Source organism: Streptomyces sp. NPDC104096 (genome assembly GCF_055584385.1).
In genome coordinates this window covers 168211-190639 of the sequence record NZ_JBVJMD010000006.1, presented here as the reverse complement: position 1 = coordinate 190639, position 22429 = coordinate 168211, and the positions used below count along the sequence as shown (strand labels likewise).

The following is a 22429-nucleotide window of genomic DNA, read 5'->3' as shown; positions in this document are numbered from 1 at the left end:
GCCCGCATCCGCCCCTGGCCGTCCGTGACGATCGCCGTTTCCGCCGGGGTCTGCGGCTCTCCCGACCGCTGCACCACAGGACACTCGACGAGTACGGACAGACGCCCCGCGAGTGGCAGACGCAGAACGGGACCCGGAGCGGGCGGCCGCCGATCCGCACGGCCGGAACGGGCGCCTGGAGTTGCCGCACCTGCCAGATCGCACAGAGAACAGTGCATCTCAAGTTCAGGGAGTCAGAGCCAGCGCAAGTGCCAGGTCGGGTATCTGACCGTGGACCATCCCGCCGTCGGCTGTGCCGCCGTCGGCTGTGCCGGGGTCCTCGGCCTTGACGTTGATGGTGTCGCGCACCGACCGTGGGCCGTCGTTCACGTCGCGCGTCGCGTTGCTCTCCACTGTCCCAGCATGTCAGTTCGGGACAGACGTGTCATGGGGACGAGGTGTTCCGGGTGGGCGGTCCATTTCGGCATCGGCTGATGACGTCGAGTTGCGCCATGATGCGTGGACGGATCGGAGTGGGGCTGAACCTGCGTGAGCGGTCAGAGGAGGCGGGTCATGGATGAGCGGTTCGCGGTGGTGGCGAGCGCGGGGTCGTTTCTGGAGGAAGACGGCGACGACGTCCGGCTTGCGCATCGGTGGACGCCTGGTGGTGTCGGGGTGCGGTCGGCGTTCACGGGTGGTCACGTGCTGAACCTGGCGGTGGCGGCGTGCGTGCTGAACGACCTCTACCGTGAGGCCGAGGCGGGCGGGGTGGAATTGCGGGGTGTCCGGGTGCGGGCGGAGGGCGGCTTCGAGTCCTCCGGATGGAGATCGACCGGCATCTCCTACGCCGTCGAGGTCGACAGCGACGCGCCACAGGCACTGATCGCGGCACTCGTCGCAACTGTCGACGAGGTCGCCGAGATCCCGCGCGCCCTGCGCCAGGGTGTGGCGGTCGTCCGCTCCACGGAGTGAGACGCAAGACGAGCCCCGACATCCACGGCTGCATGCCGCACCGGAGGGGGTGGTCCCGACACCGATACTCAGACCGAACGGGGGGCAGGCCGAGGTCGCGTCCGTGGTGATGCTGCCGGGGGCCATCCCTGCGGGTGCGGGAGCCCGGGTCCTGCTGCCGGGCTGACGGGGGACAGGCGCTGATGGAGAGGGCGGCGGGGTGGAGGAGCTGACGCCCGTATCGGGGCGGGCGTGGTCGCTGACGATTTCGATCGCAAGGAACTTCCAGCCGTTCCGAGACAGCGGTGGGTTTCGCGATGATCAGGCCGGCGGTGTCAACGCCTTGACGGTCTAGGACGGTTGACCTACGTTGTGGCTCTAGGTCGACCGTCCTAGGGCGTGAGGAGATCACTGTGACCGCTGTGGCGACCCGTGAACAGATCGTGGCGGCGGCCGACCGGCTCTTCTACCATCACGGCTACGAGCACACCTCGTTCGCGGACATCGCCGGAGCCGTCGGACTGTCGCGGGGCAACTTCTACTACCACTTCAAGTCCAAGGACGCGATCTTGGACGCGGTGATCGATGCCCGCCTGGCCGACACCCGGCGGATGCTGGAGCGGTGGGAGGCCGAGGCGTCCACCCCGGCCGGCCGGATCATGCGGTACGTCGAGATCGTGCTGACCAACCGCGCCGACATCCAGGACTACGGCTGCCCCGTGGGCACCTTGACCACGGAGCTGGCCAAGTTGGAGCACGCCATGCTCGGCCAGGCCGGCCGCCTGTTCGCCCTGTTCCGCACCTGGCTGCGCGAGCAGTTCGCGCTGCTCGGGCAGGCCGAGCAGGCCGACGAACTGGCGATGCACGTGCTCGCCTTCAGCCAGGGCGTCGCCGTCATGGCCAACGCCTTTCGCGACGAGGCGTTCATTCGGCGCGAAGTCGAGCGGATGCGCGTCTGGCTGCACACCTACGAGAAATGAGAGATCGCATGTTCGTGGTCCTGCTCCGGTTCTCCGACAACAAGGCAGCCGCCGGCCAGCACATGGCCGGCCACCAGGAGTGGATCGAGCGCGGCCTGGACGACGGGGTCTTCCTGCTGGTCGGCAGCATCCAGCCGGGCCTCGGCGGCGCGGTCCTCGCCCATGACACCTCGCCCGAGGATCTGCAGAAGCGCGTCGACGAGGACCCGTTCGTCGCCCAGGACGTCGTCACCGCGGAGATCATCGAGATCGCGCCCGGGATGACGGACGAGCGGCTGAACTTCCTGCTGTGACGGAGCCGTTCGCCGGCCCCGACGGCGAGCCGCGCTGCCCGTGGAGCGCAGCCGCCCCGGATTTCCTCGCCTTCCACGACACCGAATGCGGCTTTCCTGTCGATGACGACCGTCGCCTGTTCGAGAAGCTGAGCCTGGAGGGCTTCCAGTCCGGGCAGAGCCGGCGCACGCTCCTGGCCAAGCGCGAGAACTTCCGTGCCGCCTCTTCCGTCTCGCCCGGCTCGATGGCGTCGAGCTGCGTGGTGCAGTCGGCCGGGCGTCATCGCCCGGGAGGCTGAGGCTTGGCGTCATACTTTCCGTTCTCCGGCCTTGAACGGGCCGGTCGCGGGGGCTACGCACTTGTCGACGACGGTCTCCTCGCCGGCCGCCGTGCCGTCCAGGCAGAGCCGTCCGCCCTGGTCGCGCAGGTCGAGATAGAACCGCGTGGTCGTACCGGACTGCTCGAGGCCGTGGATGCGCCCGTCGATGTAGCCGAGGCCGTTCAGGACCGCCCTGACCTTGGCGGGGGTGGGATCCGCCAGATCCCACAGCGCCCGGGCGATGCGCTCTTCATGGAGGTTGCCCGCGCACCAGTCGCGAGCGTTCAACTCCACCTCCGGCCCAGCCGTGGGGGTGATCGGCTCCATCGCATCGCTCGGCGCCATCTCCCGGGACGGCAACGCCTGCGCCGGACCGGTCGGCGGCGCCTTGGGCGAAGCGCTCGGGGGGCACGGCTGCGCCACCTTGCCCAGCATCTGTGTGAAGCCCGCGCTGGCCCGGACCCCGGCGCCGTCGGCAGCGCTGCCCTGCGGTCCGCTGACGCCCGTCTTCTCGCTGCCGCAGCCGGCGAGCGCCAGCGCGGCGAGAGTTGCCGTCGCGAGCATGGGTACCGGGCGGCGCGGGGAGCGGGTGGTCGTGCCGGTCGGGGAGGGGGTTCGTCTCATGCGCCAAGTCTGCGATCAAGCCTTCGCCTCGACGTGAGTACGGGTACTCAGGTGAGTGGGGGCTGGCTTGCTCAACTTCGGTGAGACGCGAGCAGACTTCAGTGAGACGAGACAACTGGTGCTGCCGGTTCGCGTGAACATCGGCTTCGCATGAGACGCCGGCGGACGCCGGGTGGGAGTGGTTGAGGCGCCGGGAGCTCTCCCGGCGGCTCGAATTCAATTCGCCGGGCTGTCGGAGAGGTTGAGGTCCCAGGTCTGGCCGACAAGTTCGTGGCCGAACCCCTGGTAGGGCTTCTCGTCGGTGAGGGTGAACCCGAAGTGCTGGTAGATCCTGCGCGCGGACCCGAGGTTGCTTGTGGTCCACAACGTGACGTGCTGGTAGCCGGCCGTGCGGGCGAATGTCAGGGCCTCCTCGACCAGGCGTGTACCCATGCCGAGCCCCCGGGCGCTCGGGGTGACGAGCAGGACGCGCAGCTTGGCCGTTTGCGGCCGGTCGTCGGCGACGAGCATCACGCAGCCCGCTCGTTCGCCGTCGACCTCGGCAATCCAGGCCGCCTGCGCCGCCGGCGAGGTTCGTTCCGTGGCGTAGTCGGCGACGATCTTCGCCACGAGAGCCTCGAAGTCCCGGTTCCAGTTGAACTGCCGGTCGTACAGCTCGCCGTGGGCCATCACCATCCAGCCCAGGTCACCGGGATGGCCGGCGCGGCGAACCGCGACGTCTCGCTGGCGTACTCCGGCCGACATGCGCACTCCCTGAGTTCGTCTCGTGACTAGTTGCTACTGACACAGTCGTGTCAGTGGCCGTAGGGTAGGCACATGCCTCCGAGCACCGCAAACCCGTCCGCCCGCCAGACCGAGCTACTCGAGGCCGCCTACCAGTACGCCCTCACGCACGGCCTGGCCGACATCTCCCTGCGCCCGCTGGCCGAGGCCATCGGTTCCAGCACCCGCGTGCTGATGTTCCTGTTCGGCAACAAGGACGGACTCCTGAAAGCCCTGCTGCAGCGAGCCCGTACGGACGAGCTGGCACTTCTGGACAAACTCCGCCGACACGAACAGCCCATCGGTCTCGCCGCCGCCACACGGGGCGTGTGGGCGTGGCTTGCCGCTGACGCCCACCGCCCGCTGCTGCGCCTGTGGGCCGAGGCGTACGCCCGCTCCCTGGTCGAGCCCGACGGTCCCTGGGCGGGGTTCGCCAGGAGCACCGTGGACGACTGGCTCAGCGTGCTCGCCCACTGTCAGCCGCAAGCCGAACGGGACAGCGAGGTGGGGGCCGCCCACCGCACCCTGACGCTGGCCGTCCTGCGTGGTGCGCTGCTCGACCTGCTCGCCACCGGCGACGGGACGAGGGTGACCGCCGCCGTCCACCAGCAACTGACGCTTCTGCGCAAGGAAGAGCGCGCCGGCGGCTGACCTCCGGTGCCGGAAAGCTCACGGAGCATCGTCCTGCCTTCTTGGGCGGCGCTCCCGACGTGGTGCACATCGAACAGCACACCGAAGTCGCGTACCCCAGTGAGGCCTTGCCCGGGCGGTCATGTCCGGAGCCGGACGACCAGGGCTGCCGCTGCGGTGGTTCCGGGGAAGACGTGGTCGCTCACGTGATCGGCCCGAGAAAGTCAGGCCCCGTGCAGGTTTTTCCTTGCGATGCTTGTGGCGGTGTCCGGGTTCGGGCGCCGCACGAGGTACGGGAAGACCTCAGGGCGCCGCTGGTTTTCCCTGACGCGTACGCGCCCACGACGACGGGGAGAGGTGCATGGAGCCATGGGAACTCTGCCGCGCAGTTGAGGCAGGACGGGCGGCCGCTTCGAAGCCGGGCCTCCAGGTCGACGATGCGGTCGTCATCCACAACTCGGATCGCGTCGCGCTGCGCCTGGTCCCTTGCGGTGTTCTGGCTCGGGTCGCACCCTTGGGGCATCTGGCTGATTCCGAGTTCGAAGTAGAGGTTGCCCGCCGTCTCGTCGACGTCGACGCTCCGGTGGCCGAGCTCGAACCGCGGGTCGACCCCCGGGTCCATGTGCGTGGTCCTTTCACCGTCTCGCTCTGGACCTACTACGAGCCTGCGGAATCAGTGATCGCGCCCGCCGACTACGCGGACGCGCTGCTACGGCTTCATGCAGCCCTGAGCGGACAGATCTCGACGCACCGCATCCCGCCCGGCCTCGTGCCCGCGTGACAGTCAGGCGCGGACTAGTCACATGATCGGCCGGACGCGGAACCCCGGGAGGTGTCACCTGGTGAGACAGCCTGAGCAGTGATGTGAGTCCCGAACTGTGCCCAGGACGCCGGATGTCTGCCGGTGGAGGACCTCTTAGTGTGTGCCGGCGGGCGGGTCGGCGTAGACGCCCTGCAGCATGCCGGTGGCCTGACCCACTTCGATGAGGTAGCCGTCCGGGTCGCGCAGGTAGCACCGCAGTTCAGCCTTGCGGTCGATGGGCGGCGTGAGGAAGCGGGCGCCCCTGGCGGTCCATTCGCGGTGGCAGGCCTCGATATCGGCGACGCGGAGGTTGAGGAAGCTGCTCACGGTGCCCGGGTCGGTGGGTGGGCGCAGGGTGACGTCCGGCTTGTCCGGGGTGGGGCCGCCGCCCGGGTTCATGATGATCCATCCGTTGGCGAGCTTGATGGTGCAGGGGTTCTCCTCGAGCACCACCTCGCCACCGAGAACGTCGGTGTAGAAGGCGCGTGATCGCGCGACGTCGGTGACGGTCAGGAAGTGGGTGAGCAGGAGCCCGGAATCCGGGGCGGGAAAGCCGTCACCGTGCATGCTGGACCTCCGGCCAGATCGGATGTTCCACCCATAGTGGTGGATGACGGCGCGTGGACCCGGATCAACACGGCCGACTGGGGAACCAGCCCGGCGGTTCGTGAGCGCGAGGGGCGGCCGCCGGTACCCGGATGCAGGCGCCGGTGCCCCGTGGATGGTGGTGCACCGGCCGCATGCGGCCACCCTGATACCGGCGGTCCAGGAGGAGTCCTGGCCGACGCCGTCATCCGCACGTCCGTACTGCTGTGGATCTCCACGCTGAGGGCGGGGCGTGTCTGACGCTCACGGTGCTACCGCGGCAGGTCTGACCACGGTGGCGGTGCTGATCTCCGCGACGTTTGCGCCGGGGCGCGGGACAGCCGCTGTTGATCCCTGCCCAGCACGCGATGCAGTCCGGGCTGGTTGTGCCGGGCTCGACGCGGCGATTCGGCGTGAGCACCGTGGCGGCATGTCGATGTGGGAGCTCGAGCGCAGGCACAGCGTGACCTGGCGGACGGTGCGTAAGGCGGTGCGCGACCATTGTCGACCGCCTCACCTTCAGCGGCACCGTCGTCGAGACCGGCACGGTCTCCCGTCGCTTCGCTGGCTCACGAGCCCGGCTGAGGAACCCGCCGAGGTCGACTGGGTGCGACAGCTGCAGGTCTTGACGTGAGCGACGATGGGATGGGGGACACCGGAACGCAATCCGGTGCTAAAAGATGGTTGCATGTGGGTTCAGCGAGTGATCGAACTGACCGGGTGGGAGCCGCTCGGAATCTCCGTCGACTGGGCGGCGACCGAGGGAGAGCTGGGGGTTGTGCTGCCGGCGGACTACAAGGAGCTCTACGAGGTGTTCGGCGGCGGCGTCTTCAGTGATTCCGTCTACTTTCTGGGGCGCGACGAGGGTGTCGCGTTCGACTTCCTGACACAGTGACGGGTCTCCCTGTCGGCCGATCAGGACAGCATGCTCGGAGATGTCTCCGCCGTCGATCCGTATGCGGTCTACGCGCCGGGCGGATGCCGAGTGCCCGGACCTGCGGGTCTGGCCGACCGCCGATGTGCTGGCGATCTTCCGGTTCCACGCCGACGGCGAAGTCGACTTCGAGGTCGACCTGCGGGAGTTGCAGGGCCAGGACCGACTTGATGTGTTCTGCGGCTTCCTCCGGGAGATCGGGCGGCGTCTGGGCAAGCCGGTACTCATGGACCCGGAGGGCGAGTACGGCAATCCGGTGCTCGGCTTCGACGCCGAGGCTGATCGAGTCGTTCTCCTTGCGGACCCGCAGGTCAGGTGACAGGACTGACGGCCGTGGTCCGTAGAAGGCCCCATTGCGGAGCCAATGAAGACGGTAGCGGGGGGCGAGCCGGAGGCCGCACCACTTTCGACATTCGGCCCGCACACTGGCTCGGCACCGCCAGCACGGCTCCTACCCCGACCTGATCGCCCCTGGCCGGCCGCCGGGCGGGTCCGGACTGCCGTCGACCTCTCCAGGGACCTGGGCCGATGGGGCGACGAACAGGCCGCCGCTCCGCTCGCTCACCACAGATCTGGCTTTCAGGAACTTGGCCTCCAGCCCCCGGTGTGAGCCCAGCCCGCGGTGGTCACCGGTGACCATCGCAGCCGGTTGTCCGTGGTGCGGGCTGGTCATCAGGCAGGCGAGCCATGCTGGAGTCACATCCAGGGAAGACCGCTCGCGTAGGTGACGGGCAGGTCGATGCCGGTAGCCCACGTCCTCCACCAGAGGGCCTTCGCCACGGCGGCGTCGACCGCGGCGAACCTGTCCGCCGCGAACCCGCCGCCCTGCGTACCGCCCTGGGTGCTTCCGGTGCCCGCGCCTTGCGTGCCGCCCTGGGTGTTTTTGTTGCCCGCGCCCTGAGTCCCGCCCTGGGTGTTGCGGTTGCCTGCGCCCTGGGTGCCGCCCAGTGTGTTGCGGTTGCCTGCGCCCTGGGTGCCGCCCAGCGTGTTGCGGTTGCCTGCGCCTAGCGTGCCGCCTTGGGTGTTGCGGTTGCCCGCGCCCTGGGTGCCGCCTTGGGTGTTGTGGTTGCCGATCTGGGTGCCGCCCTGCGTGTTGCCGATGCCGCCGCCGCGGGTGTCACCGATCTGGGTGTTGATGATGTTGTTGTTGCCGTTGTTGAAGATGATGGTGGTGGCTCCCGCGGGAGATCCGAGATCGTCCCACGGGTCGGCGGATGCCTGGCTCGTCATGGTGCCCGTCAGGGCCGCAGCGGCGACAAGGGGCAGGGTGGCGTAGATACCGAACCGCTTCACGGTATTCCTTTCACGCGTCAGGCCGGGATGGGGCTGTGCGGACCAAACTCTCGTGACGTCTCACTTGCCGGCTCCAGCGACACGGTGTTGTCACCCGTACAGAGCGTCGGCCCGGGGTGGAGGGCCTGCACCGTCAGGGGGACACCATGTCCGCTCCAACCGCTTCCTGAACAAGCAAGGGGTGGAACTCACCCACGCGACGCGTAGCGCGGTTGTCCTCGTGCGGACGGTCACGTAATTCCCCATGGGCCGTGGTCACGTAATTCCCCAGGTCCCCTTGCATCCGTATCCTGTGATTCCGATGCTGCCCTTCGGCCGGCACTCGGGTTCGTCGGCGCGAAGGGTGAGACTCACTGTGACCGGTCTTGAGGCCACTCGCGCTGCGTTGCGCGAGCTGGAGGGGCGGCCGTTCACGGCCATCGGCCGGGCCGCGACGCTTGTCTGGCTCACCTTCGGTGACGACGTGCCATGGGTGGACCACCGTGGCGAGCACACAGTCCGCCCGGAGATGTCGCTGCACTTGCAGTGCCGCTGGCGGCTGCTCAACGGCGTCTCCGCGATGGTCCAGGAGGGCGATCTCTATGTTCCGGGCGCGCGGGCCGGAGCTGGATTCGAGGCTGGGGGCGACATCGGGACGAGCCGGTTCGACGACCGCGTCGAAACCGTCACGCCGCTCATCGCAGCAGATGCTCCCGTCGTCGACCACGTGCGCATCGGTGACGAGTTCGACCTTCAGTTGATGCTCTCGTCCGGCATGTCCTTGGAGGTGTTTCCGGCAGGGCGCCCGGGGTGGGAGGACTGGCGGTTCCTCAGCTCAGGCGAAGAGCGTCCGCACTACGTGGTGGAGAACGGTTCGGTGTTCAAGGCGTGAGTTCGCCTCGCGCTCGCGGGCCCGTCGCCAGGACCCGCGACGGCCAACGTGAACTACATGATCAGGACCTACTCATCCTTCTTGGTAAATCCCCTCGGGCGCTTGTTGGGTTAGTAGCTGGGGCCGTTCATGATGAACTGGTGGCTGGTGTTGACGATCTGGGTCAGCCGCCGGCTGGCAAGCTCGGGAAACCAGCTCTCGATCACCTTCGCCCGGTCCGCCTCACTCGTCGGCGGCCCGCCCGGGGTGATCCCGACAGCCTCAGTCGGCGCCAGATACTTCCTGATCCCCTTCCGGCCCACCCCCGGCGAGGCGGCCAACTGCATCTTCGACCGGCCTGCCTGCCAGTGGACATAGATCTCGATGATGTCGACCACGGTGAACGTTCGCCTTGCCGTCCGTAGCGTTCCTCGGTGAGGGCAACCAGGCGCCGTGGACGGCCGAAGCAGTCACGGGGTCCGTCCGGTGGGTCCCTCGGCTCCCGTCCCGCCAGCACCTCGACCGGTCGGCGGGCGTCCAGGTCAACCAGGACGGTGGCGTACGAGTCTCCCTTGCGCAGCGCGAAGTCGTCCGCGCCCAGGACGCGTACTGGTCCTTCGGGAGGATCAGACACGGCCCTCAGCAGGTTCAACAGGGTGTCGTTCCCACTTGCCCTTCAGGGGCGGGCTCGATCACAAGATCTTCGACAGAGCCCGCAATTCCGCCCCGCTGCGGTCACGTGATTTCCCAGGGTGCGAGCTGTTGCCTTGCGTGATGCGGAGCGAGTTTGCCGGCGTGCGGCTGTGCCGTCGTGCCCCCTGCCGTCGCCGATGGTGGCTGTCGGGGCATCGGCCTGAGAAGCTGTCCGATGCCGGTACGGCTATCTGGCGAGGGACATTCGAAGTGCATCGCGACGATCAGTCAGTGAATCTTCCAGCGGTGCTGTCGCGGGAGCGGGCCGCTGAGATCAACGAGGTCATCGACCGGATCACACGGTGGGCGAGGGGCCGTGAAGACGTCGTCGGCCTGCTCTTGGTGGGATCTTGCGCCCGCAACGCCGCGCGAGCGGACTCCGACATCGACGTCGTCCTGCTCACAACGGATGAGTCGCGATATCTCCTTGAGACTGCCTGGGCCGTGGAACTCGGGTTGGGCGAAGTGATCCGAACCCGGTCATGGGGACCGATCACGGAACGGCGCTGTTCCACGGCCTCCGGCCTGGAAGTCGAGTTGGGCATCGGCTCACCGGGCTGGGCACAGACGGATCCCGTCGATTCGGGGACGCATCGTGTCGTCGCCGACGGCGCCCGGGTGTTGCACGACCCGGCAGGCATTCTCGCCGGTCTTCTTGCTGCCTGCTGACCGGCCGGCCGCGCGCCGGTCGGGCCCCTGGGCCGATTGTCAGGTCGGTAGCCGGGGCTATTCATGATGGCCTGGTGACCGGCGTTGACCAGCCGGTCCAGCAGCGACTCGGCGACAACCGGGTCGGGAAGAGGGGACACCAAGCGTTGGGCGCCCTGTTGCTGGGGTGATCAGAGACCGGCCCTGCCGCTCGGAGACGAGTTCGTAGAGGTCGTCGGCCTGGCACGCGGACAGCCGGCGCATGACGAAGTCGTCGGGGACGAGCAGGTCGTATCGGATGAGTTCGCGCACGTGCTTGTCCCACGTGCGGTCCGCGCGGCAGCCCGCTCTTGACAGCCGCCTCGCCGTCGCGGCTGCGGCGCGCCGGGACGGTCATCCGCTGGCCGGACTCTCGCCGAGCTCGTCGGCCGCTGGGACAACGGCATCGCGTACCACGACGCCTGTGACCGGAACATGCGGTGCCTGAGCTGCCGGGCGTGCCTGCTCGCCGGACGCCAGCGGCATGGTGGGTTCGGCGCAGCTCATCCGCGGGCTGTTCGCCGGGGACGCCGGGGCGGGGCCGGCAGGAGCCGTCCGTTGAAGAAGTCGGTCATGCTGAGCTGCGATCGTCGAGCGTGCCCGGAGCTGACCCGGCCCCGCGCCCGGACAGCCGGTGGCCCGGCGGGGCAAGGCATGGGGAATCCTGCCGGGTTGGTGGTCCGGTCGCCGGGGCCCTCAACGAGCCGTAACCGGACCGGCGTTATCGTGTCCAGGACCGATTTCACCAGGAGCATCGTGTGAAGAGAGCCGACGGCCGCCGGTGGGCGAGCGTTGAGGACCTGGTCGAGCACAGCGGTTGCAGCCGGGCCTTTCTCGGTTCGCTGTGGCGTGACCGGCAGGCCAATGGCCACCCCCAGGCCCGTTACCTCGGCGGAGTCATGCACTGGGACCTGCGGGCGTGGAGCACCTGGTTTGCCAAGCTGCCCGAGCGGTCCGGGAACCTGCCCGGGGTGGAGCGCAGCGGCGGCCCGGACGAGGGTCTCCCGGCGGGAGGGTAGGCCCATGTCGGTCGGCGTTGATGCGGCTCGCAACAGCCGGTACGCCACGATTCCGCCGCCCGGGTGACCCGACCCGGTCCGCGTGGCCGTGGGCGCTCTGCCCGCGCGTCCGGTCGGCCGCCGAAGCGTCGGCCGCCGCACCAGGACAAAAGGTGGTCGAAGTGGCCGCCACCCTGGCCGGTCGCCACGGCCAGTCGGTGGACACCTGGAAGCGGATCAGCACCCCAGGGCTGCAAGCCGGGCCGGCAGCAGGAGGCCCCGCACCGGACGATGGCAGGCACGACCCGGCCCGGGCGCGTGGGACGTCCTCGTTCCCGGCGCCCCGCGACCTGCCTTCAGGCCCGGGCGTCGGCCCGCGCGCTCCGCGGTGCGCTGGTGAGCAACGGGACGCCGTCGGCCGGGATGAGGGCCGACTGCCCGAGGCCGACGAGCGAGGAACTCGCCGCGGCCCTGACTGCGTAGGGCGCCCAGGGGGCGCGGGCATTGGGCTGGTGCGGGGTGCGCGCCGGATCCTGTCCGGAGCCGGCGGCCTCCGGAAATCGCTTGCAGCACCTGCTTAGAGTGCGGACATGCCAACTTCACCGCACCTGCAAGAGATCACCCCCGACAACTTCGAGACCGCTGTCAACCTGAGGGTCCGCCCCGACCAGGAACACCTGGTGGCACCGGTGGTGAAGTCGCTTGCCGAGGCATACGTCCACCCCGGCATCGCATGGCCCCGGCTCATCTGCGATGACGACGAAGTCGTCGGGTTCCTCATGGCCTTCTTCGACATCGACTGGACCGGCAAAGGCACCGACTTCCGCTCCGGTCTCTGGCGTCTCAACATCGCGGATGGCAGGCAGGGCCGAGGCTACGGACGCTTCGCAGTACAGTCCGTGGCCGACGAGATCCGGCGCCGAAGAGGCACACGACTTACGACCACCTGGCATCCCGGAGCGGATGGCCCGACGGGCTTCTATCTGGCGCTCGGCTTCCAGCCAACCGGAGAGACCAGCGGAGACCAGACGGTGGGCATGCTGGAACTGAACTGAACCCGCGCTTCTGCCACACCTGCACGGACCACGCACGACGATCTCCGGCCAACCGGGAACCCTTACCGGCCGCATCCGCCGGACCCGGGGCGGACCACGGTCGGCGCGGTCGTGGCCGCCCGCCTGCGCGCTGCCCGCCGCCTTCATCGGCCACTGCCGTGCCCCGGGGGGCCTGCACCGTGTCTCGGCGGCCCGTACCGTGACCGAGGCGCCGGCCTTGCGGGCGCTCGCCGGGTGTGCCGGCTGTGGTGTGCCCGCCACCACCCCCTGCGAGGACCTCTGCCCGGCGTGCCTGAGCTGGCCGCTGTGCCGCGCTCAGCGCCTCGCCCCGCGCCTGGTCCTGTGCCGGTCGGACCGGTGTCGCGCATGCCGTGTCCGTCTCGGTCCGGTGTCCGTGCAGGCTGCTGCGGCCGTCGCCCCGGTCCTCGGCGTCGGCGCGGTCACGCTTGTGATCGTCCATGGCATGCCTGTCGGCATCGTGCTGTCGGCGGCCGTCTTGACCCTGCCGGTCGTGGAGCACCTGTCCGGCCGGCTCGATGCCCGCGTCCGCGGGAGCGTCCCCGCGTGCCCGTGACCATGGCCGTCCCAATGTTGCGGGAGCAGGCCGGTGCAGGCCGCGCGGAAATCGCGTGACCTGCACCAGTAGGCCGGGGGAATTCAGTTGATCCCCGCGTGGAATTAAACTTTACGCGGGAAAGGAATTCGTAGGTGGGAAGGGTACTGGGTCAGTACGGCCCTTCCCGGGGAGTCGGCCGCTCGTCCGCTAAAGGATTTCGATGTCCTTGACCTTCGGGGGGCGGCTCGGGAAAGTGATGTCGGTCCACCGGTTGATGCGCACCGAGTCGCCGTTCGCGTCGTAGTAGATGAGATCGTTGTTGCCCGTCGAAATGCGGTCGACCCACCAGGAGCCGAAGTTGGTCCGGCCCTTGTTGGCGTAGCAGTCCACGCTGGACCTGCCGTCCAGGTGCGACCAGATCTTGAGGAAGTTCTCCCCGCCACGGCACTCGACGTGGTCGATGGCGAACGCGTTGCCCGTGGGCATGGCCATCGTGACGGTCACAGTGGCCACTGCCGCCACGGCCACGGAGCGGGCGACCCTCAGCGTCCTTGAGATCACGACTTCTCCTTCATTCAGCATTTGAAAGGGGAGAGAACGTCACGGTCGGACGCGTGAAGGCTCGCCGAAAAGATGTCTGCCTGCCTCCGTGCGTCCCTTTCCCTCGTCTCGTCTCTCGGGCTTGCCCTATGAAGATCCTGCAAGACGGATGCATGTGGCAAGGATCCATGACCCTCTGGGCCGGAATGCGCCTCTGAATGTCTAGATCGGACCACGCGAAACTGGGTGAAATCTTGATTATCGGCCGCCCGTGGGCCCCCTTTTATTTGAGCTTTTGGCGGTCGAGTGTGGCGTACATGTGAATCGGCGTGCCGATACGGGGCGGAAGGGCCTGGGAGCTTGGGAGCTTGGGGGCTTGGGGGCTTGCGGCGGATGCGGCAGACCGTGTGCCTGCCCGTTCACCAGGAGAACTTGCGCGATGACTTGCTCATGTTCAGTCGCGACCGGTCCGACTCGCCGCGGAAACCTCTGGCCTCGCGCTGCCACGAAGCGGATCGTCCGACGGATGGCCAGGTAAGCGAAGAGCGCCTCTGACCAGTAAGAATGAGGGAGTCGGGGCCGTAGGGGTCGGCCGTGTCGATGAGCTGGGTGCCGAGTTCCGTGGCGCGGCGGACGGCGCGGCGCATTCGGCGCGGTCGTGGGGTTCGCCCCGGATGCCGAAGCCGGTCAGGCGTATGGCGCCTAAGCCGGGGCGGGCGACCTTCTTCCCGGCGGTCTCGGAGGTTTTGGCGGCGCGCGGGCGTGTTTGGCCGTCCCCTCGCGGTGGGCCGGGTCGTCTGCGTTCACCTCGAAGAGGGCGTACGGGCTGTCCCTGGAGCGGTGAGGGACGGCCCGCCCTGGTGACTGCGTACCACGGCATGCCGGCCGCTTCCCCCTGGGGACGGAGCTGGTTGCTTAGGAGCGCCTCGGCTGGGCCGTCGTCACCGCCAGCCGAGCGACGGGGCGACGTGGGTGAGAATGCTGTCGATCACGTGGGTGTTGTAGTCGACCCCGAGCTGGTTGGGCACGGTGAGCAGCAGCGTGTCGGCGGCGGCGACGGCCTCGTCCTGGGCGAGCTGCTTGGCGAGTACGTCGGGTTCGGCCGCGTAGGAGCGTCCGAAGATACTGCGTGTGTCGGCGTCGATGTAACCGATCTGGTCCTTGGAGTTGCGTTCCCGGCCGAAGTACATGCGGTCCCGGTCGTCGGTGAGCGCGAAGATGCTGCGGCTGACCGACACCCGCGGTTCGCGGGTGTGGCCCTCGGCCCGCCACGCCTCGCGATACGCATCGATCTGCTTGCGTTGCTGGACATGGAGCGGCTCGCCGCTCTCGTCGTCCTTGAGGGTGGAGCTCTGCAGGTTCATCCCGAGCCGGGCGGCCCAGACCGCGGTGGCGTTCGAGCCCGACCCCCACCAGATGCGCTCGCGCAGTCCCTCGGCGTGCGGTTCGATGCGCAGCAGGCCCGGCGGGTTGGCGAACATCGGGTGGGGTTCGGGCTCCGCGAAACCCTCGCCCGTGAGGACCTCGAGCAGCCGCTCGGTGCGCGCCCGTGCCATGTCGGCGGCGGTCTGGCCCTCCTCGGGCAGGTGACCGAAGTGCCGCCAGCCGTCGACGACCTGCTCCGGGGATCCCCGGCTGAGACCGAGCTGGAGCCTGCCGCCGGAGATCAGGTCGGCCGCGCCCGCGTCCTCGGCCATGTACAAGGGGTTCTCGTAGCGCATGTCGATCACGCCGGTGCCGATCTCGATCCGGCTGGTGCGCGCGCCGACGGCCGCGAGCAGCGGGAAGGGCGAGGCGTACTGCCGGGCGAAGTGGTGGACCCGGAAGTAGGCGCCGTCCGCACCCAGTTCCTCCGCGGCGACGGCGAGGTCGATCGCCTGGAGCAGGGAGTCCGCCGCGGAACGCGTCTGCGAGTGCGGCGACGGCGCCCAGTGGCCGAAGGACAGGAACCCGATCTTTTTCATGCAGACTTCAACGATCTGGGGCAGGCTTCATTCCCCGATGACCTGGCCCACGGCGTTCTGTCGGTCCGCATCCTGGGTGCGGTGGCGCCTCATCTGACCGAGGATGCGGACACGCCCGGGGCTCGCTGCTGCCGACGCGGCGCCGGTCGTCGTCAGGGGATGATGCTGCTCAGCACGCCGCCGTCGACGCGTAGTGCGGCGCCCGTGGTGGCGGAGGCGGCGTCGGAGGCGACGTAGTGGACGAGGCCGGCGACCTCTTCGGGGCGGATGAGCCGGCCCAGGAGCGAGGTGGGGCGTTCCTCGGCGATGAAACGGCGTTCGGCTTCGTCGAAGGGGACGTTGTCGCCGACACGGTCGGCGATGAATACCTCCACACCAGGGGTGAGGGTGGGGCCCGGCAGGACGGAGTTGACGGTGACGCCGGTGCCGGCGACCTCCTGGGCGAAACCGCGCGAGACGGCCAGCTGGGTGGTCTTCGTGGCGCCGTAGTGGATCATTTCCTTGGGGGTGTTGATGGCCGACTCGCTGCTGATGAAGACGACGCGGCCCCACCCGCGCTGCACCATGCGGGGAGCGTAGTGGCGGGTGAGCCGGACACCGCTGAGAACGTTGGTCTCGAAGTACCGGATCCATTCCTCGTCCGTGATCTCGAACGCGGGCCTCGCCTCGAAGATCCCGGCGTTGTTGACGAGAACATCCACGTCCGGCACAGCGTCCGTCAGGATGCGGACGCCTTCCGCGGTGCTGACGTCGGCGGCGACAGCGCGGATCTCACCGTGTGCGGCGGCGGCGCGGACGCGCTCGGCAGCGGCGTCGGTGCGCTGGGGGTCACGGCCGTTGACGATGACGTCGGCTCCGTCGCGGGCGAACGCGGCGCAGATCGCCTCGCCGATGCCGGAGGTGGAGCCGGTGACGAGTACGGTGCGGCGGGGTGCTGTATTCACGGGAGTGTCCTCTTGGGCTGGTGGAAGTCGTCCGGGCTTCCCGAGCTGCACCGGGTGCGGCTTTGACCTCGGCGAACAGCCGGCGCGGCTGCCCTCGGCGGCGCAGCCCACGTGAGGTGACGCTAGAGCGCCGCAGCGAGGGACGCATCCCGGACGCGGGGGTGGAGCGGGCGCTGCCTTGATCACGCTGCTGGTCGGTGGCGTGCCCGATCCAAGGACCCGTACCGACCGGTCCGGACAGGGCTGGCGTGGCGATCTCCTTCGCGGACCGACTGGCCGGCACACGCATCACGAACGGGCGCGGCTCGATGGGCCCGGGCTCCTCACGGGTCGAAGCCACGGCCGGCCACCCTGGCCGAGGGAGCCGCTCAGCCGGCGCGGTGGTCGCAGCCGGGCAGGTGCCCATGCGTGCGGCTGTTCCTGCGGACACCTGCCCGGACAGGGGTGCCCGTTCTGCTTACGGGCCAGGAGGATGACGCGCCCGTCGTGGGCCCGGCCGCCGCTCCGGCCGAGTTCCCTGGATGTGGGGGAGGCAGGGTGCGGTGTCACCGTGCCATGACCGTCGAGGCGGGCGCGCACGGGTTGGTCAGGATCATCCAAGGGCTCCCGGCATGAGCCTGACCATGAGAGGTCGCTGTCTGCCCGAACCTCGGTGGATCGTGCTGGTCGGACATGGGATTGCGGCTGTCGCGGAAGCCTCGGCTCGATGCTGGTCGAGTTGCCGTGAGGGTGGCGGATGCCGTCGCTGCGGGCGGCTCGGGAAGCGTGGCGTAGTGCCGCAGGCCGGCCGAGGCGCTGACGGGCGCCGTGCCCGGCGTGGGAGCTCAGGATCAGGCGAAGGCGGCCCCCACGTCCAGGCGAATGCCCGGGTGAGCACCCCAGTTCGACGGACGGTCCGAGCAGAAAATCAGGCGAGATATCCCTACGCTCCGGGCTCTTGCTCGGTCCGTAGGTACCGACCCCAAATCTGGGCCTTGCGGTAGGGACCGGCCCCGTCGCAGCCGTACTGGGGTGCGTCAAAGGCGACCCGGTACAGCAGCTCGCCGCTGAGCGACTGGGCATGTTCGTTGGCGAACGGCTGGTTGTTGACGCGTGCGGTCACCTCGGGAAGGACATGATGAAACTTCTCCTCACCGACTCCGGCATCAAGAACGCGACCATCCAGGATGCGCTGGTCGACCTGCTGGGTGAGCCCGATTGCTTCCCGGCGCCGCAAACGGGCCTGTTGGCAAGATGCGTCAAGCGCCTTTTGCTCGGTGTCGGTGCGGATACGGTCGACGAGGGCGTCATGGAACGAGGGAATTGGGCTGGCGGTGCAGCCGTTGGCACTCCGTCGGTCAGCCCCGTCCGCCGTGCCATCGGACCGCGACGGCACCGGCGAAGTCGCCGGCGTGGGCGAAGCCTCCGAGCACCACCAAGGCGCCGTCCTCGACCTGCCGTGAGCGGATCGCGCGGTCCAGTGTGACCGGGATCGCCGCGCCGAACAGATTTCCGTACTCCTCGAAGGTGTTGAGGTGCCGTTCGGCGGGGAGTTGCAGTGCCTCTCTCCAGTTGCGCAGGAAGGTGCGGTTGGGCTGGTTGGTGATGAGGGCGTCGATGTCGGTCGTCGCGACGTCCAGGCGTCGGCACAGATCCGTGATCACCTCGGGTACCAGACGGTTTCCGCGGGCCAGCACCTTGGCGAGACTGGCCTCGGTGAAGCCGATCCGTGCCTGGGATTCCCCCGGTTCCCAGTACTTGCGGCCGTCGTCGAGCGCCACCGTCATGTCTCCGGCGTACTCACCGATGTGCCGCGTCTCCAGGTCGAGGACAGGGCTGTCGGCCGACGTCGTCAGGTATCCCACGCCGCAGCCGTCGCCCGGGATTGCGGCCTGGGCGAGTCTGCGCACCTCGGGCTGGGTGAAGCACTGGCCCGCTGCGCTCTGCGCGTTGCAGATGAGTGCGGTCTTCGCGTCGGTCGTGGAGAGGATCTGCCGGGCCAGCTTCATCATGTACACGAAGGACGCGCAGCCGGCGTTGGCCACGTCGACGAGCCATTCCGGGCTCAGCCCCAGTCGGCGTGCCACCTCGGTACCGGCGCCCACGAACGGCAGATCCGGCAGCTGGCTGTGGACCAGCAGCACGTCGACGTCCCGGATCTCGCTGCGGCCGTGCCGCTCGATCAGGGGCTGCACAGCGCGCTCGACCATGTCCGCGTTGGTCTCGTCCGGGGCCACGTGGTGCCGTGCCGGTGGCGCCTTGAACATGGGGTGGCTGCGTAGTCTGTCCTCGGCTCCGGGGTAGTCGGTGTAGAACGTGGCGGGGACCGGTCGGCCGGGCAGGTAGCTCGCGACGTCGGTGAGGCTGACGGTGGTCACCCGGTCACCGTCCTCGCCGGTGCCGTGCTGATCGGCAGGCCGTTGCGGTGGCGGTATTCCAGGATCGCCTTGAGGTTGTTCATCTCCACGGTGTGTCCCGCGTAGAAGAGGTCCCAGAAGTCGCCCACCCAAGCCCTGTCCGGGCGCGGAGCCTTGTCGGGGTGGGGGTTGTCGTCGTAGTAGGGGTGTCGGCAGTTGGTCCAGGTGATCACCGACCCCGGCTCGCCGAGCACCAGCGAGGCCGGCACCACACGCATGAGGTAGATCATCCACAGTGTTTCGCCCTGGTCCCACGAGCAGTGGTAGTCCACCGTCAGGGCCTCGGCGTTGGCGACGACTTCGCAGTAGATCTTCGTGTCGTCCTCGAGCCGGTCATGGCCCACCCAGAGCCCGGGCGTGCCCGAGGGGGTGAAGTCCCGCAGGCTGCACGTCCATTCCTCCAGGTGGTGCCCCTGGCTCAGGTAGGTGTAGGCCTGCTGCGGAGGGCAGTCGACGTGGGCGTGGATCGTGCAGTACTGCCCGTAGACCTGATGGTGCGGGTACACGGAGTGGGTGAGCTCCATGCAGTGCGCGATGAGTTCCTCCTTACCGGGGTTCTCGATGCGCATCAGACCGGGGACGTCAGCCAATGCGGACGATGCCTTGCTCATGGGGACTCTCCTTGCTCTCGGTCTCCGGACTGTCGGCGGCGTCGCCGGTGCGGGGCGCTGCGGCGGCTTCGGTGAAGGACCGGAAGGGACGGAACGGAGGGATTTCATGGGGGTCGCACTCCAGCGCCACGAACGCGGGGCCCGCGCCCTCGTTGCCTTCCAGGAGCGCCTTGTGCAGCTGCGCCGCGTCAGCGGCATCGCAGACCTTCAGGGACGGGAAGGCGGCCGCCATCGCGGCGGCGATGTCGGTGCGGGCGAACAGGTCGTCGCCGCGGATTCCGCCCTGGAGGAATTTCTCCCGCAGCGCGCACATCGCGTGTGCGTTGTTGTTGAAGATCACGAAGGTCACGGGTGCGGCGTGCTCCACGGCGGTGTGCACCTCCATCCCGTGCATGAAGAACGCTCCGTCGCCGGCGAGTACGTAGGTACGGCGTCCGGTGGCGAGCGCGGCACCGATGCCGGCGCCGAAGGTGTAGCCCATGCCGCCCATGCCGAGCGCCACCACGAAACGGCCGTGGCGTGGCGCGGGCAGGTGATGGATCGCGCCGGCTCCCGCGTTGCCGGCGTCCACGAAGACGTGTGCGTCCTGGGGGAGTGCCGCCGCCACCGCGGCGAGAGCCTGGGGGTAGGGAACGGTTCGCGCCGTGTGCCGGGGCGCGGGGCCCGGTGTGAGGGTGGGGAGGGGACCGGCGTGCCGGGGGCAGGCCCGCGAGAGTGGCGGAAGCCGGTCGGCCACCGTGCGCAGCACCTCCCGCAGATCTCCGCCCAGCGCGGTGCCTTCGACGAACGCCGGCTCGGGCCCCAGGCACACGACTTCGGTGTCGGCCAGGGCATGGTCGAGGCCGCCACGCGCCACCAGCGGCAACCGGGTACCGGCCAGCACGCACACGTCGGCCCGCCGCAGGCAGTCCTCGACGTTGGAGTGACCCATCACCCCCGCCACGCCCGCGAACCGCGGATCACGGTTGTCGAAGACGTCCTTCGCGTCGGGGGTGACCGCCACCCATGCCCCCAGGCGCCGGGCCAGTTCGGCCAGTTCGGCACGCGCGTCGGCGGCGGCGACGTCCTCACCGGCGATGACGAGGACGCGGCCGGCCCCTCGAAGGGTCTGCGTCACGGAGGTGAGGGCCGCAGGGTCCGGCCGTGCCACCGGCGCCGCGGGCGCCAAAGCCGCGTTCGGTGCCGGTCTGTGGCCGGGTATCGGGAGCTGCGCCTGCTGCACGTCCTTGGGCAGCAGCAGCACCGCCGGTCCGCGCGGATGGGTCCGCGCCGCGGTCAGGGCCTGATCCAGCAACTCGGGCAGCGCGTCGGCGTCCTCGATGCGGGCGCAGAACCGGGAGACCGGTCCGAAGACATCCCGGGCGTCGAAGGAGCCCCCTCTGCCACTGGAGTCCTGGAACGCCCCGAGGCCCTCCTGCCCGGTCGGCGGCTGTCCCACCAGCGCCAGCACGGGTATCCGGGAGGCATGTGCCTCGGCCAGGCCAGGCAGGAGATTCATCGCGCCACCGCCCGAGGTGGCGGCGACCACGCCCAGGCGCCTGGTGGTGCGGGCGTATCCGTCGGCCATGGTGACGGCGGCGAACTCGTGCTTGGCGACGATGGCGCGGACGGCACCGCCGCGGTGAACGGCGTCGTACAAGTCCTCGATGTTCGCGCCGCCGACGCCGAACACATGGGTGACGCCCGAGCGGGCGAGTTCCCCCGCCAGGTAGTCGACCAGGCGTGTCGCTGCTGCCGCGGGCGGGTGCGAGGTCCTGGTCGTCATGCGGGGCTCCTGTCCGTCTCGTGGTGCCGGTCGGCGGGGCCGGACGTCGACACGAGCTGAAAGCGGTGCCGGTACTGCCTGGGGGTGAGTCCCAGTGCTCGTCCGAAGGAGCGGAAGAACGTCTCGGGGGCCGCGAATCCGCAGCGTCGCGCTATCTGGGCGATCGCCAGATCGGTGGTCTCCAGCAGCTCACGGGCGCGGGCGATGCGCTTTCGCTCGACGTACTGCCCCGGGGTCGCGCCCACCTCGCGCCGGAAGACTCGTGAGAAGTTGCGCGGGCTCATGTTGGCCCGCAGGGCGATCTCGGCCACGGGCAGCCGATGGTCCAGGTTGTGCATGATCCACTCCTGGGCGGCGCGGATCGGCGGATGGTCGGCCAGCTGCGCGTCGAGGACGGCGCTGACCTGCGGCTGTCCTCCGTGCCGCCTGAGGGGCAGCACCAGGAACCGTGCCACCTCCAGCGCGAGCGGGGCTCCGTGGTCGGCCTCCACCAGAGCAAGCGCCATGTCGATCCCGGTCGACACGCCCGCGGAGGTCACGAAGGGGCCGTCCCAGACGAAGATCGGCTCCGCGTCCACCGTCACTTCCGGATAGCGGCAGGCCATCGCCTCGGTGTATGCCCAGTGGGTGGTGGCGTGTCTGCCGTCCAGGAGGCCGGCCTCGGCCAGCAGAAAGGATCCACCGCATACGGAGGCGACCCGGCGGGAGCGCGCCGCCGCCCCGCGGATCCAGGAGACCAGCGCCCGGTCCCGCAGGGCGCTGTGGAGACCCCAACCGCCCGGCACGAGGAGCGTGTCGATCGCTCCTTCGCCCGCCGCCAGCGGCGAGGCCTCCACGGCCACTCCCGAACTTGTGCGCACTAGCGGTCCGTCGGCGGAGACGAGGTCGAGCAGATAGGGCCCTCCCGGCGAGCCGAGGAGCCGGTTGGCGGTATCGAACACTTCCATCGGTCCGGTGATGTCCAGGGCCAGTGCGCCCGTGTACAGCACCACAACAACACGTCGGTCTGACACGATCACACCCTGTATCGAACAGGGCACTGGCTGCAATGCCGGATTATTGACGTATCCGGCCAACGTCCAGGCGGTGACCATCCGAAAGGGGAGACTGACCAGGCAGTTCCGGTGCCGCCCGGAAGGGAGGCGGGTGCGGCGGCTCACCGGGTGTTGGCTTGAACAGCGTCGCCCTCGCCTCAAAACGAGTCGTTCTCGGGCTGGACGACGGCCTTCCCCACCCGC

25 protein-coding genes and 3 pseudogenes are annotated in these 22429 nt (G+C 69.1%); 14 read left to right on the top strand and 14 right to left on the bottom strand.

The window, feature by feature from the left end:
- Positions 1–14: 14 nt before the first annotated feature.
- Positions 15–95: pseudogene (locus ACZ60B_RS09790) on the top strand (AAA family ATPase); the annotation flags it as partial.
- A gap of 130 nt (positions 96–225) precedes the next feature.
- On the opposite strand, the gene ACZ60B_RS09785 reads toward ACZ60B_RS09790, so the two are convergent.
- On the bottom strand, positions 226–393 hold the full coding sequence (locus ACZ60B_RS09785) for a hypothetical protein (RefSeq protein ID WP_469385484.1): 168 nt from the start codon (positions 391–393) through the stop codon (positions 226–228).
- 159 nt (positions 394–552) lie between these two features.
- Here ACZ60B_RS09785 and ACZ60B_RS09780 point away from each other — a divergent pair, with 159 nt between their 5' ends.
- The 4 genes from ACZ60B_RS09780 (at position 553) to ACZ60B_RS09765 (ending at position 2481) form a co-directional block, all read left to right on the top strand.
- Positions 553–951, top strand: coding sequence for an OsmC family protein (locus tag ACZ60B_RS09780; protein ID WP_469385483.1), 399 nt, complete (start codon positions 553–555; stop codon positions 949–951).
- A 392-nt stretch (positions 952–1343) separates the two neighbouring features.
- Positions 1344–1910 (top strand): TetR/AcrR family transcriptional regulator, encoded by a 567-nt coding sequence (locus ACZ60B_RS09775; RefSeq protein WP_469385482.1) that lies wholly within the window; start codon positions 1344–1346, stop codon positions 1908–1910.
- Complete coding sequence (locus ACZ60B_RS09770) at positions 1907–2203, top strand: YciI family protein (RefSeq protein ID WP_469385481.1); 297 nt, start codon at positions 1907–1909, stop codon at positions 2201–2203. The genes ACZ60B_RS09775 and ACZ60B_RS09770 overlap by 4 nt, the downstream gene beginning before the upstream one ends.
- A complete protein-coding gene (locus tag ACZ60B_RS09765) occupies positions 2200–2481 on the top strand; it encodes a DNA-3-methyladenine glycosylase I (protein ID WP_469385480.1) in 282 nt (93 codons plus the stop codon). Before ACZ60B_RS09770 ends, ACZ60B_RS09765 begins: the two co-directional genes overlap by 4 nt.
- 9 nt (positions 2482–2490) lie before the next feature.
- Here ACZ60B_RS09765 and ACZ60B_RS09760 read toward each other — a convergent pair whose 3' ends face one another.
- Positions 2491–3126 (bottom strand): hypothetical protein, encoded by a 636-nt coding sequence (locus ACZ60B_RS09760; protein WP_469385479.1) that lies wholly within the window; start codon positions 3124–3126, stop codon positions 2491–2493.
- A 216-nt stretch (positions 3127–3342) separates the two neighbouring features.
- Entirely contained in the window at positions 3343–3870 is a 528-nt protein-coding gene (locus tag ACZ60B_RS09755; RefSeq protein ID WP_469385478.1) for a GNAT family N-acetyltransferase, read from the bottom strand.
- 72 nt (positions 3871–3942) lie between these two features.
- On the opposite strand from ACZ60B_RS09755, the gene ACZ60B_RS09750 reads away from it, so the two are divergent.
- Together ACZ60B_RS09750 and ACZ60B_RS09745 are read left to right on the top strand one after the other, a co-directional pair.
- Positions 3943–4539, top strand: coding sequence for a TetR/AcrR family transcriptional regulator (locus ACZ60B_RS09750; RefSeq protein WP_469385477.1), 597 nt, complete (start codon positions 3943–3945; stop codon positions 4537–4539).
- Positions 4540–4879: 340 nt separating this feature from the next.
- A pseudogene (locus tag ACZ60B_RS09745) lies at positions 4880–5274 on the top strand (aminoglycoside phosphotransferase family protein); the annotation flags it as partial.
- Between the two features lie 160 nt (positions 5275–5434).
- Here ACZ60B_RS09745 and ACZ60B_RS09740 read toward each other — a convergent pair.
- Entirely contained in the window at positions 5435–5887 is a 453-nt protein-coding gene (locus tag ACZ60B_RS09740; protein WP_469385476.1) for a VOC family protein, read from the bottom strand.
- A 706-nt stretch (positions 5888–6593) separates the two neighbouring features.
- On the opposite strand from ACZ60B_RS09740, the gene ACZ60B_RS09735 reads away from it, so the two are divergent.
- Positions 6594–6800, top strand: coding sequence for an SMI1/KNR4 family protein (locus ACZ60B_RS09735; RefSeq protein ID WP_469385475.1), 207 nt, complete (start codon positions 6594–6596; stop codon positions 6798–6800).
- 73 nt (positions 6801–6873) lie between these two features.
- A pseudogene (locus ACZ60B_RS09730) lies at positions 6874–7158 on the top strand (hypothetical protein); the annotation flags it as partial.
- Between the two features lie 377 nt (positions 7159–7535).
- On the opposite strand, the gene ACZ60B_RS09725 reads toward ACZ60B_RS09730, so the two are convergent.
- On the bottom strand, positions 7536–8132 hold the full coding sequence (locus ACZ60B_RS09725) for a hypothetical protein (protein ID WP_469385474.1): 597 nt from the start codon (positions 8130–8132) through the stop codon (positions 7536–7538).
- Between the two features lie 355 nt (positions 8133–8487).
- Here ACZ60B_RS09725 and ACZ60B_RS09720 point away from each other — a divergent pair, with 355 nt between their 5' ends.
- Positions 8488–9003: a hypothetical protein gene (locus tag ACZ60B_RS09720; protein ID WP_469385473.1), complete on the top strand. Its 516-nt coding sequence runs from the start codon at positions 8488–8490 to the stop codon at positions 9001–9003.
- A 110-nt stretch (positions 9004–9113) separates the two neighbouring features.
- On the opposite strand, the gene ACZ60B_RS09715 is transcribed toward ACZ60B_RS09720, so the two are convergent.
- Positions 9114–9380: a hypothetical protein gene (locus ACZ60B_RS09715; RefSeq protein ID WP_469385472.1), complete on the bottom strand. Its 267-nt coding sequence runs from the start codon at positions 9378–9380 to the stop codon at positions 9114–9116.
- 526 nt (positions 9381–9906) lie between these two features.
- Between ACZ60B_RS09715 and ACZ60B_RS09710 the strand changes: the two genes are divergently transcribed.
- From ACZ60B_RS09710 to ACZ60B_RS09695, 4 genes are all read left to right on the top strand, one after another.
- Entirely contained in the window at positions 9907–10344 is a 438-nt protein-coding gene (locus ACZ60B_RS09710) for a nucleotidyltransferase domain-containing protein (protein ID WP_469385471.1), read from the top strand.
- Positions 10345–11120: 776 nt separating this feature from the next.
- On the top strand, positions 11121–11381 hold the full coding sequence (locus tag ACZ60B_RS09705; protein ID WP_469385470.1) for a hypothetical protein: 261 nt from the start codon (positions 11121–11123) through the stop codon (positions 11379–11381).
- Between the two features lie 569 nt (positions 11382–11950).
- A complete protein-coding gene (locus ACZ60B_RS09700) occupies positions 11951–12415 on the top strand; it encodes a GNAT family N-acetyltransferase (protein ID WP_469385469.1) in 465 nt (154 codons plus the stop codon).
- Between the two features lie 388 nt (positions 12416–12803).
- On the top strand, positions 12804–12989 hold the full coding sequence (locus ACZ60B_RS09695; protein WP_469385468.1) for a hypothetical protein: 186 nt from the start codon (positions 12804–12806) through the stop codon (positions 12987–12989).
- A gap of 189 nt (positions 12990–13178) precedes the next feature.
- Here ACZ60B_RS09695 and ACZ60B_RS09690 read toward each other — a convergent pair whose 3' ends face one another.
- The 8 genes from ACZ60B_RS09690 to ACZ60B_RS09655 all read right to left on the bottom strand — a co-directional run bounded on the left by ACZ60B_RS09690 (position 13179) and on the right by ACZ60B_RS09655 (position 22204).
- Positions 13179–13532 carry a beta/gamma crystallin domain-containing protein gene (locus ACZ60B_RS09690; RefSeq protein WP_469385467.1) on the bottom strand — a complete coding sequence of 118 codons (354 nt, stop codon included), beginning with the start codon at positions 13530–13532 and terminating at the stop codon, positions 13179–13181.
- A gap of 920 nt (positions 13533–14452) precedes the next feature.
- Positions 14453–15475, bottom strand: coding sequence for an LLM class flavin-dependent oxidoreductase (locus ACZ60B_RS09685; RefSeq protein ID WP_469385466.1), 1023 nt, complete (start codon positions 15473–15475; stop codon positions 14453–14455).
- Between the two features lie 152 nt (positions 15476–15627).
- Complete coding sequence (locus ACZ60B_RS09680) at positions 15628–16419, bottom strand: SDR family NAD(P)-dependent oxidoreductase (RefSeq protein ID WP_469385465.1); 792 nt, start codon at positions 16417–16419, stop codon at positions 15628–15630.
- 922 nt (positions 16420–17341) lie between these two features.
- Positions 17342–17794, bottom strand: a complete 453-nt coding sequence (locus ACZ60B_RS09675; RefSeq protein WP_469385464.1) for a hypothetical protein — start codon at positions 17792–17794, stop codon at positions 17342–17344.
- On the bottom strand, positions 17757–18776 hold the full coding sequence (locus tag ACZ60B_RS09670; RefSeq protein WP_469385463.1) for a 3-oxoacyl-ACP synthase III family protein: 1020 nt from the start codon (positions 18774–18776) through the stop codon (positions 17757–17759). Before ACZ60B_RS09670 ends, ACZ60B_RS09675 begins: the two co-directional genes overlap by 38 nt.
- On the bottom strand, positions 18773–19426 hold the full coding sequence (locus ACZ60B_RS09665) for an SRPBCC family protein (RefSeq protein ID WP_469385462.1): 654 nt from the start codon (positions 19424–19426) through the stop codon (positions 18773–18775). Before ACZ60B_RS09665 ends, ACZ60B_RS09670 begins: the two co-directional genes overlap by 4 nt.
- Positions 19398–21191 (bottom strand): thiamine pyrophosphate-binding protein, encoded by a 1794-nt coding sequence (locus ACZ60B_RS09660; RefSeq protein ID WP_469385461.1) that lies wholly within the window; start codon positions 21189–21191, stop codon positions 19398–19400. The genes ACZ60B_RS09665 and ACZ60B_RS09660 overlap by 29 nt, the downstream gene beginning before the upstream one ends.
- On the bottom strand, positions 21188–22204 hold the full coding sequence (locus ACZ60B_RS09655; protein WP_469385460.1) for a GlxA family transcriptional regulator: 1017 nt from the start codon (positions 22202–22204) through the stop codon (positions 21188–21190). The genes ACZ60B_RS09660 and ACZ60B_RS09655 overlap by 4 nt, the downstream gene beginning before the upstream one ends.
- Positions 22205–22429 lie beyond the last annotated feature (225 nt).

Coding starts and splice junctions, on each gene's coding strand:
- ACZ60B_RS09780 (WP_469385483.1), top strand. CDS start 553: ATGGATGAGCGGTTCGCGGTGGTGGCGAGCGCGGGGTCGTTTCTGGAG.
- ACZ60B_RS09740 (WP_469385476.1), bottom strand. CDS start 5,887: ATGCACGGTGACGGCTTTCCCGCCCCGGATTCCGGGCTCCTGCTCACC.
- ACZ60B_RS09665 (WP_469385462.1), bottom strand. CDS start 19,426: ATGAGCAAGGCATCGTCCGCATTGGCTGACGTCCCCGGTCTGATGCGC.
- ACZ60B_RS09770 (WP_469385481.1), top strand. CDS start 1,907: ATGAGAGATCGCATGTTCGTGGTCCTGCTCCGGTTCTCCGACAACAAG.
- ACZ60B_RS09760 (WP_469385479.1), bottom strand. CDS start 3,126: ATGAGACGAACCCCCTCCCCGACCGGCACGACCACCCGCTCCCCGCGC.
- ACZ60B_RS09750 (WP_469385477.1), top strand. CDS start 3,943: ATGCCTCCGAGCACCGCAAACCCGTCCGCCCGCCAGACCGAGCTACTC.
- ACZ60B_RS09735 (WP_469385475.1), top strand. CDS start 6,594: ATGTGGGTTCAGCGAGTGATCGAACTGACCGGGTGGGAGCCGCTCGGA.
- ACZ60B_RS09700 (WP_469385469.1), top strand. CDS start 11,951: ATGCCAACTTCACCGCACCTGCAAGAGATCACCCCCGACAACTTCGAG.
- ACZ60B_RS09755 (WP_469385478.1), bottom strand. CDS start 3,870: ATGTCGGCCGGAGTACGCCAGCGAGACGTCGCGGTTCGCCGCGCCGGC.
- ACZ60B_RS09685 (WP_469385466.1), bottom strand. CDS start 15,475: ATGAAAAAGATCGGGTTCCTGTCCTTCGGCCACTGGGCGCCGTCGCCG.
- ACZ60B_RS09660 (WP_469385461.1), bottom strand. CDS start 21,191: ATGACGACCAGGACCTCGCACCCGCCCGCGGCAGCAGCGACACGCCTG.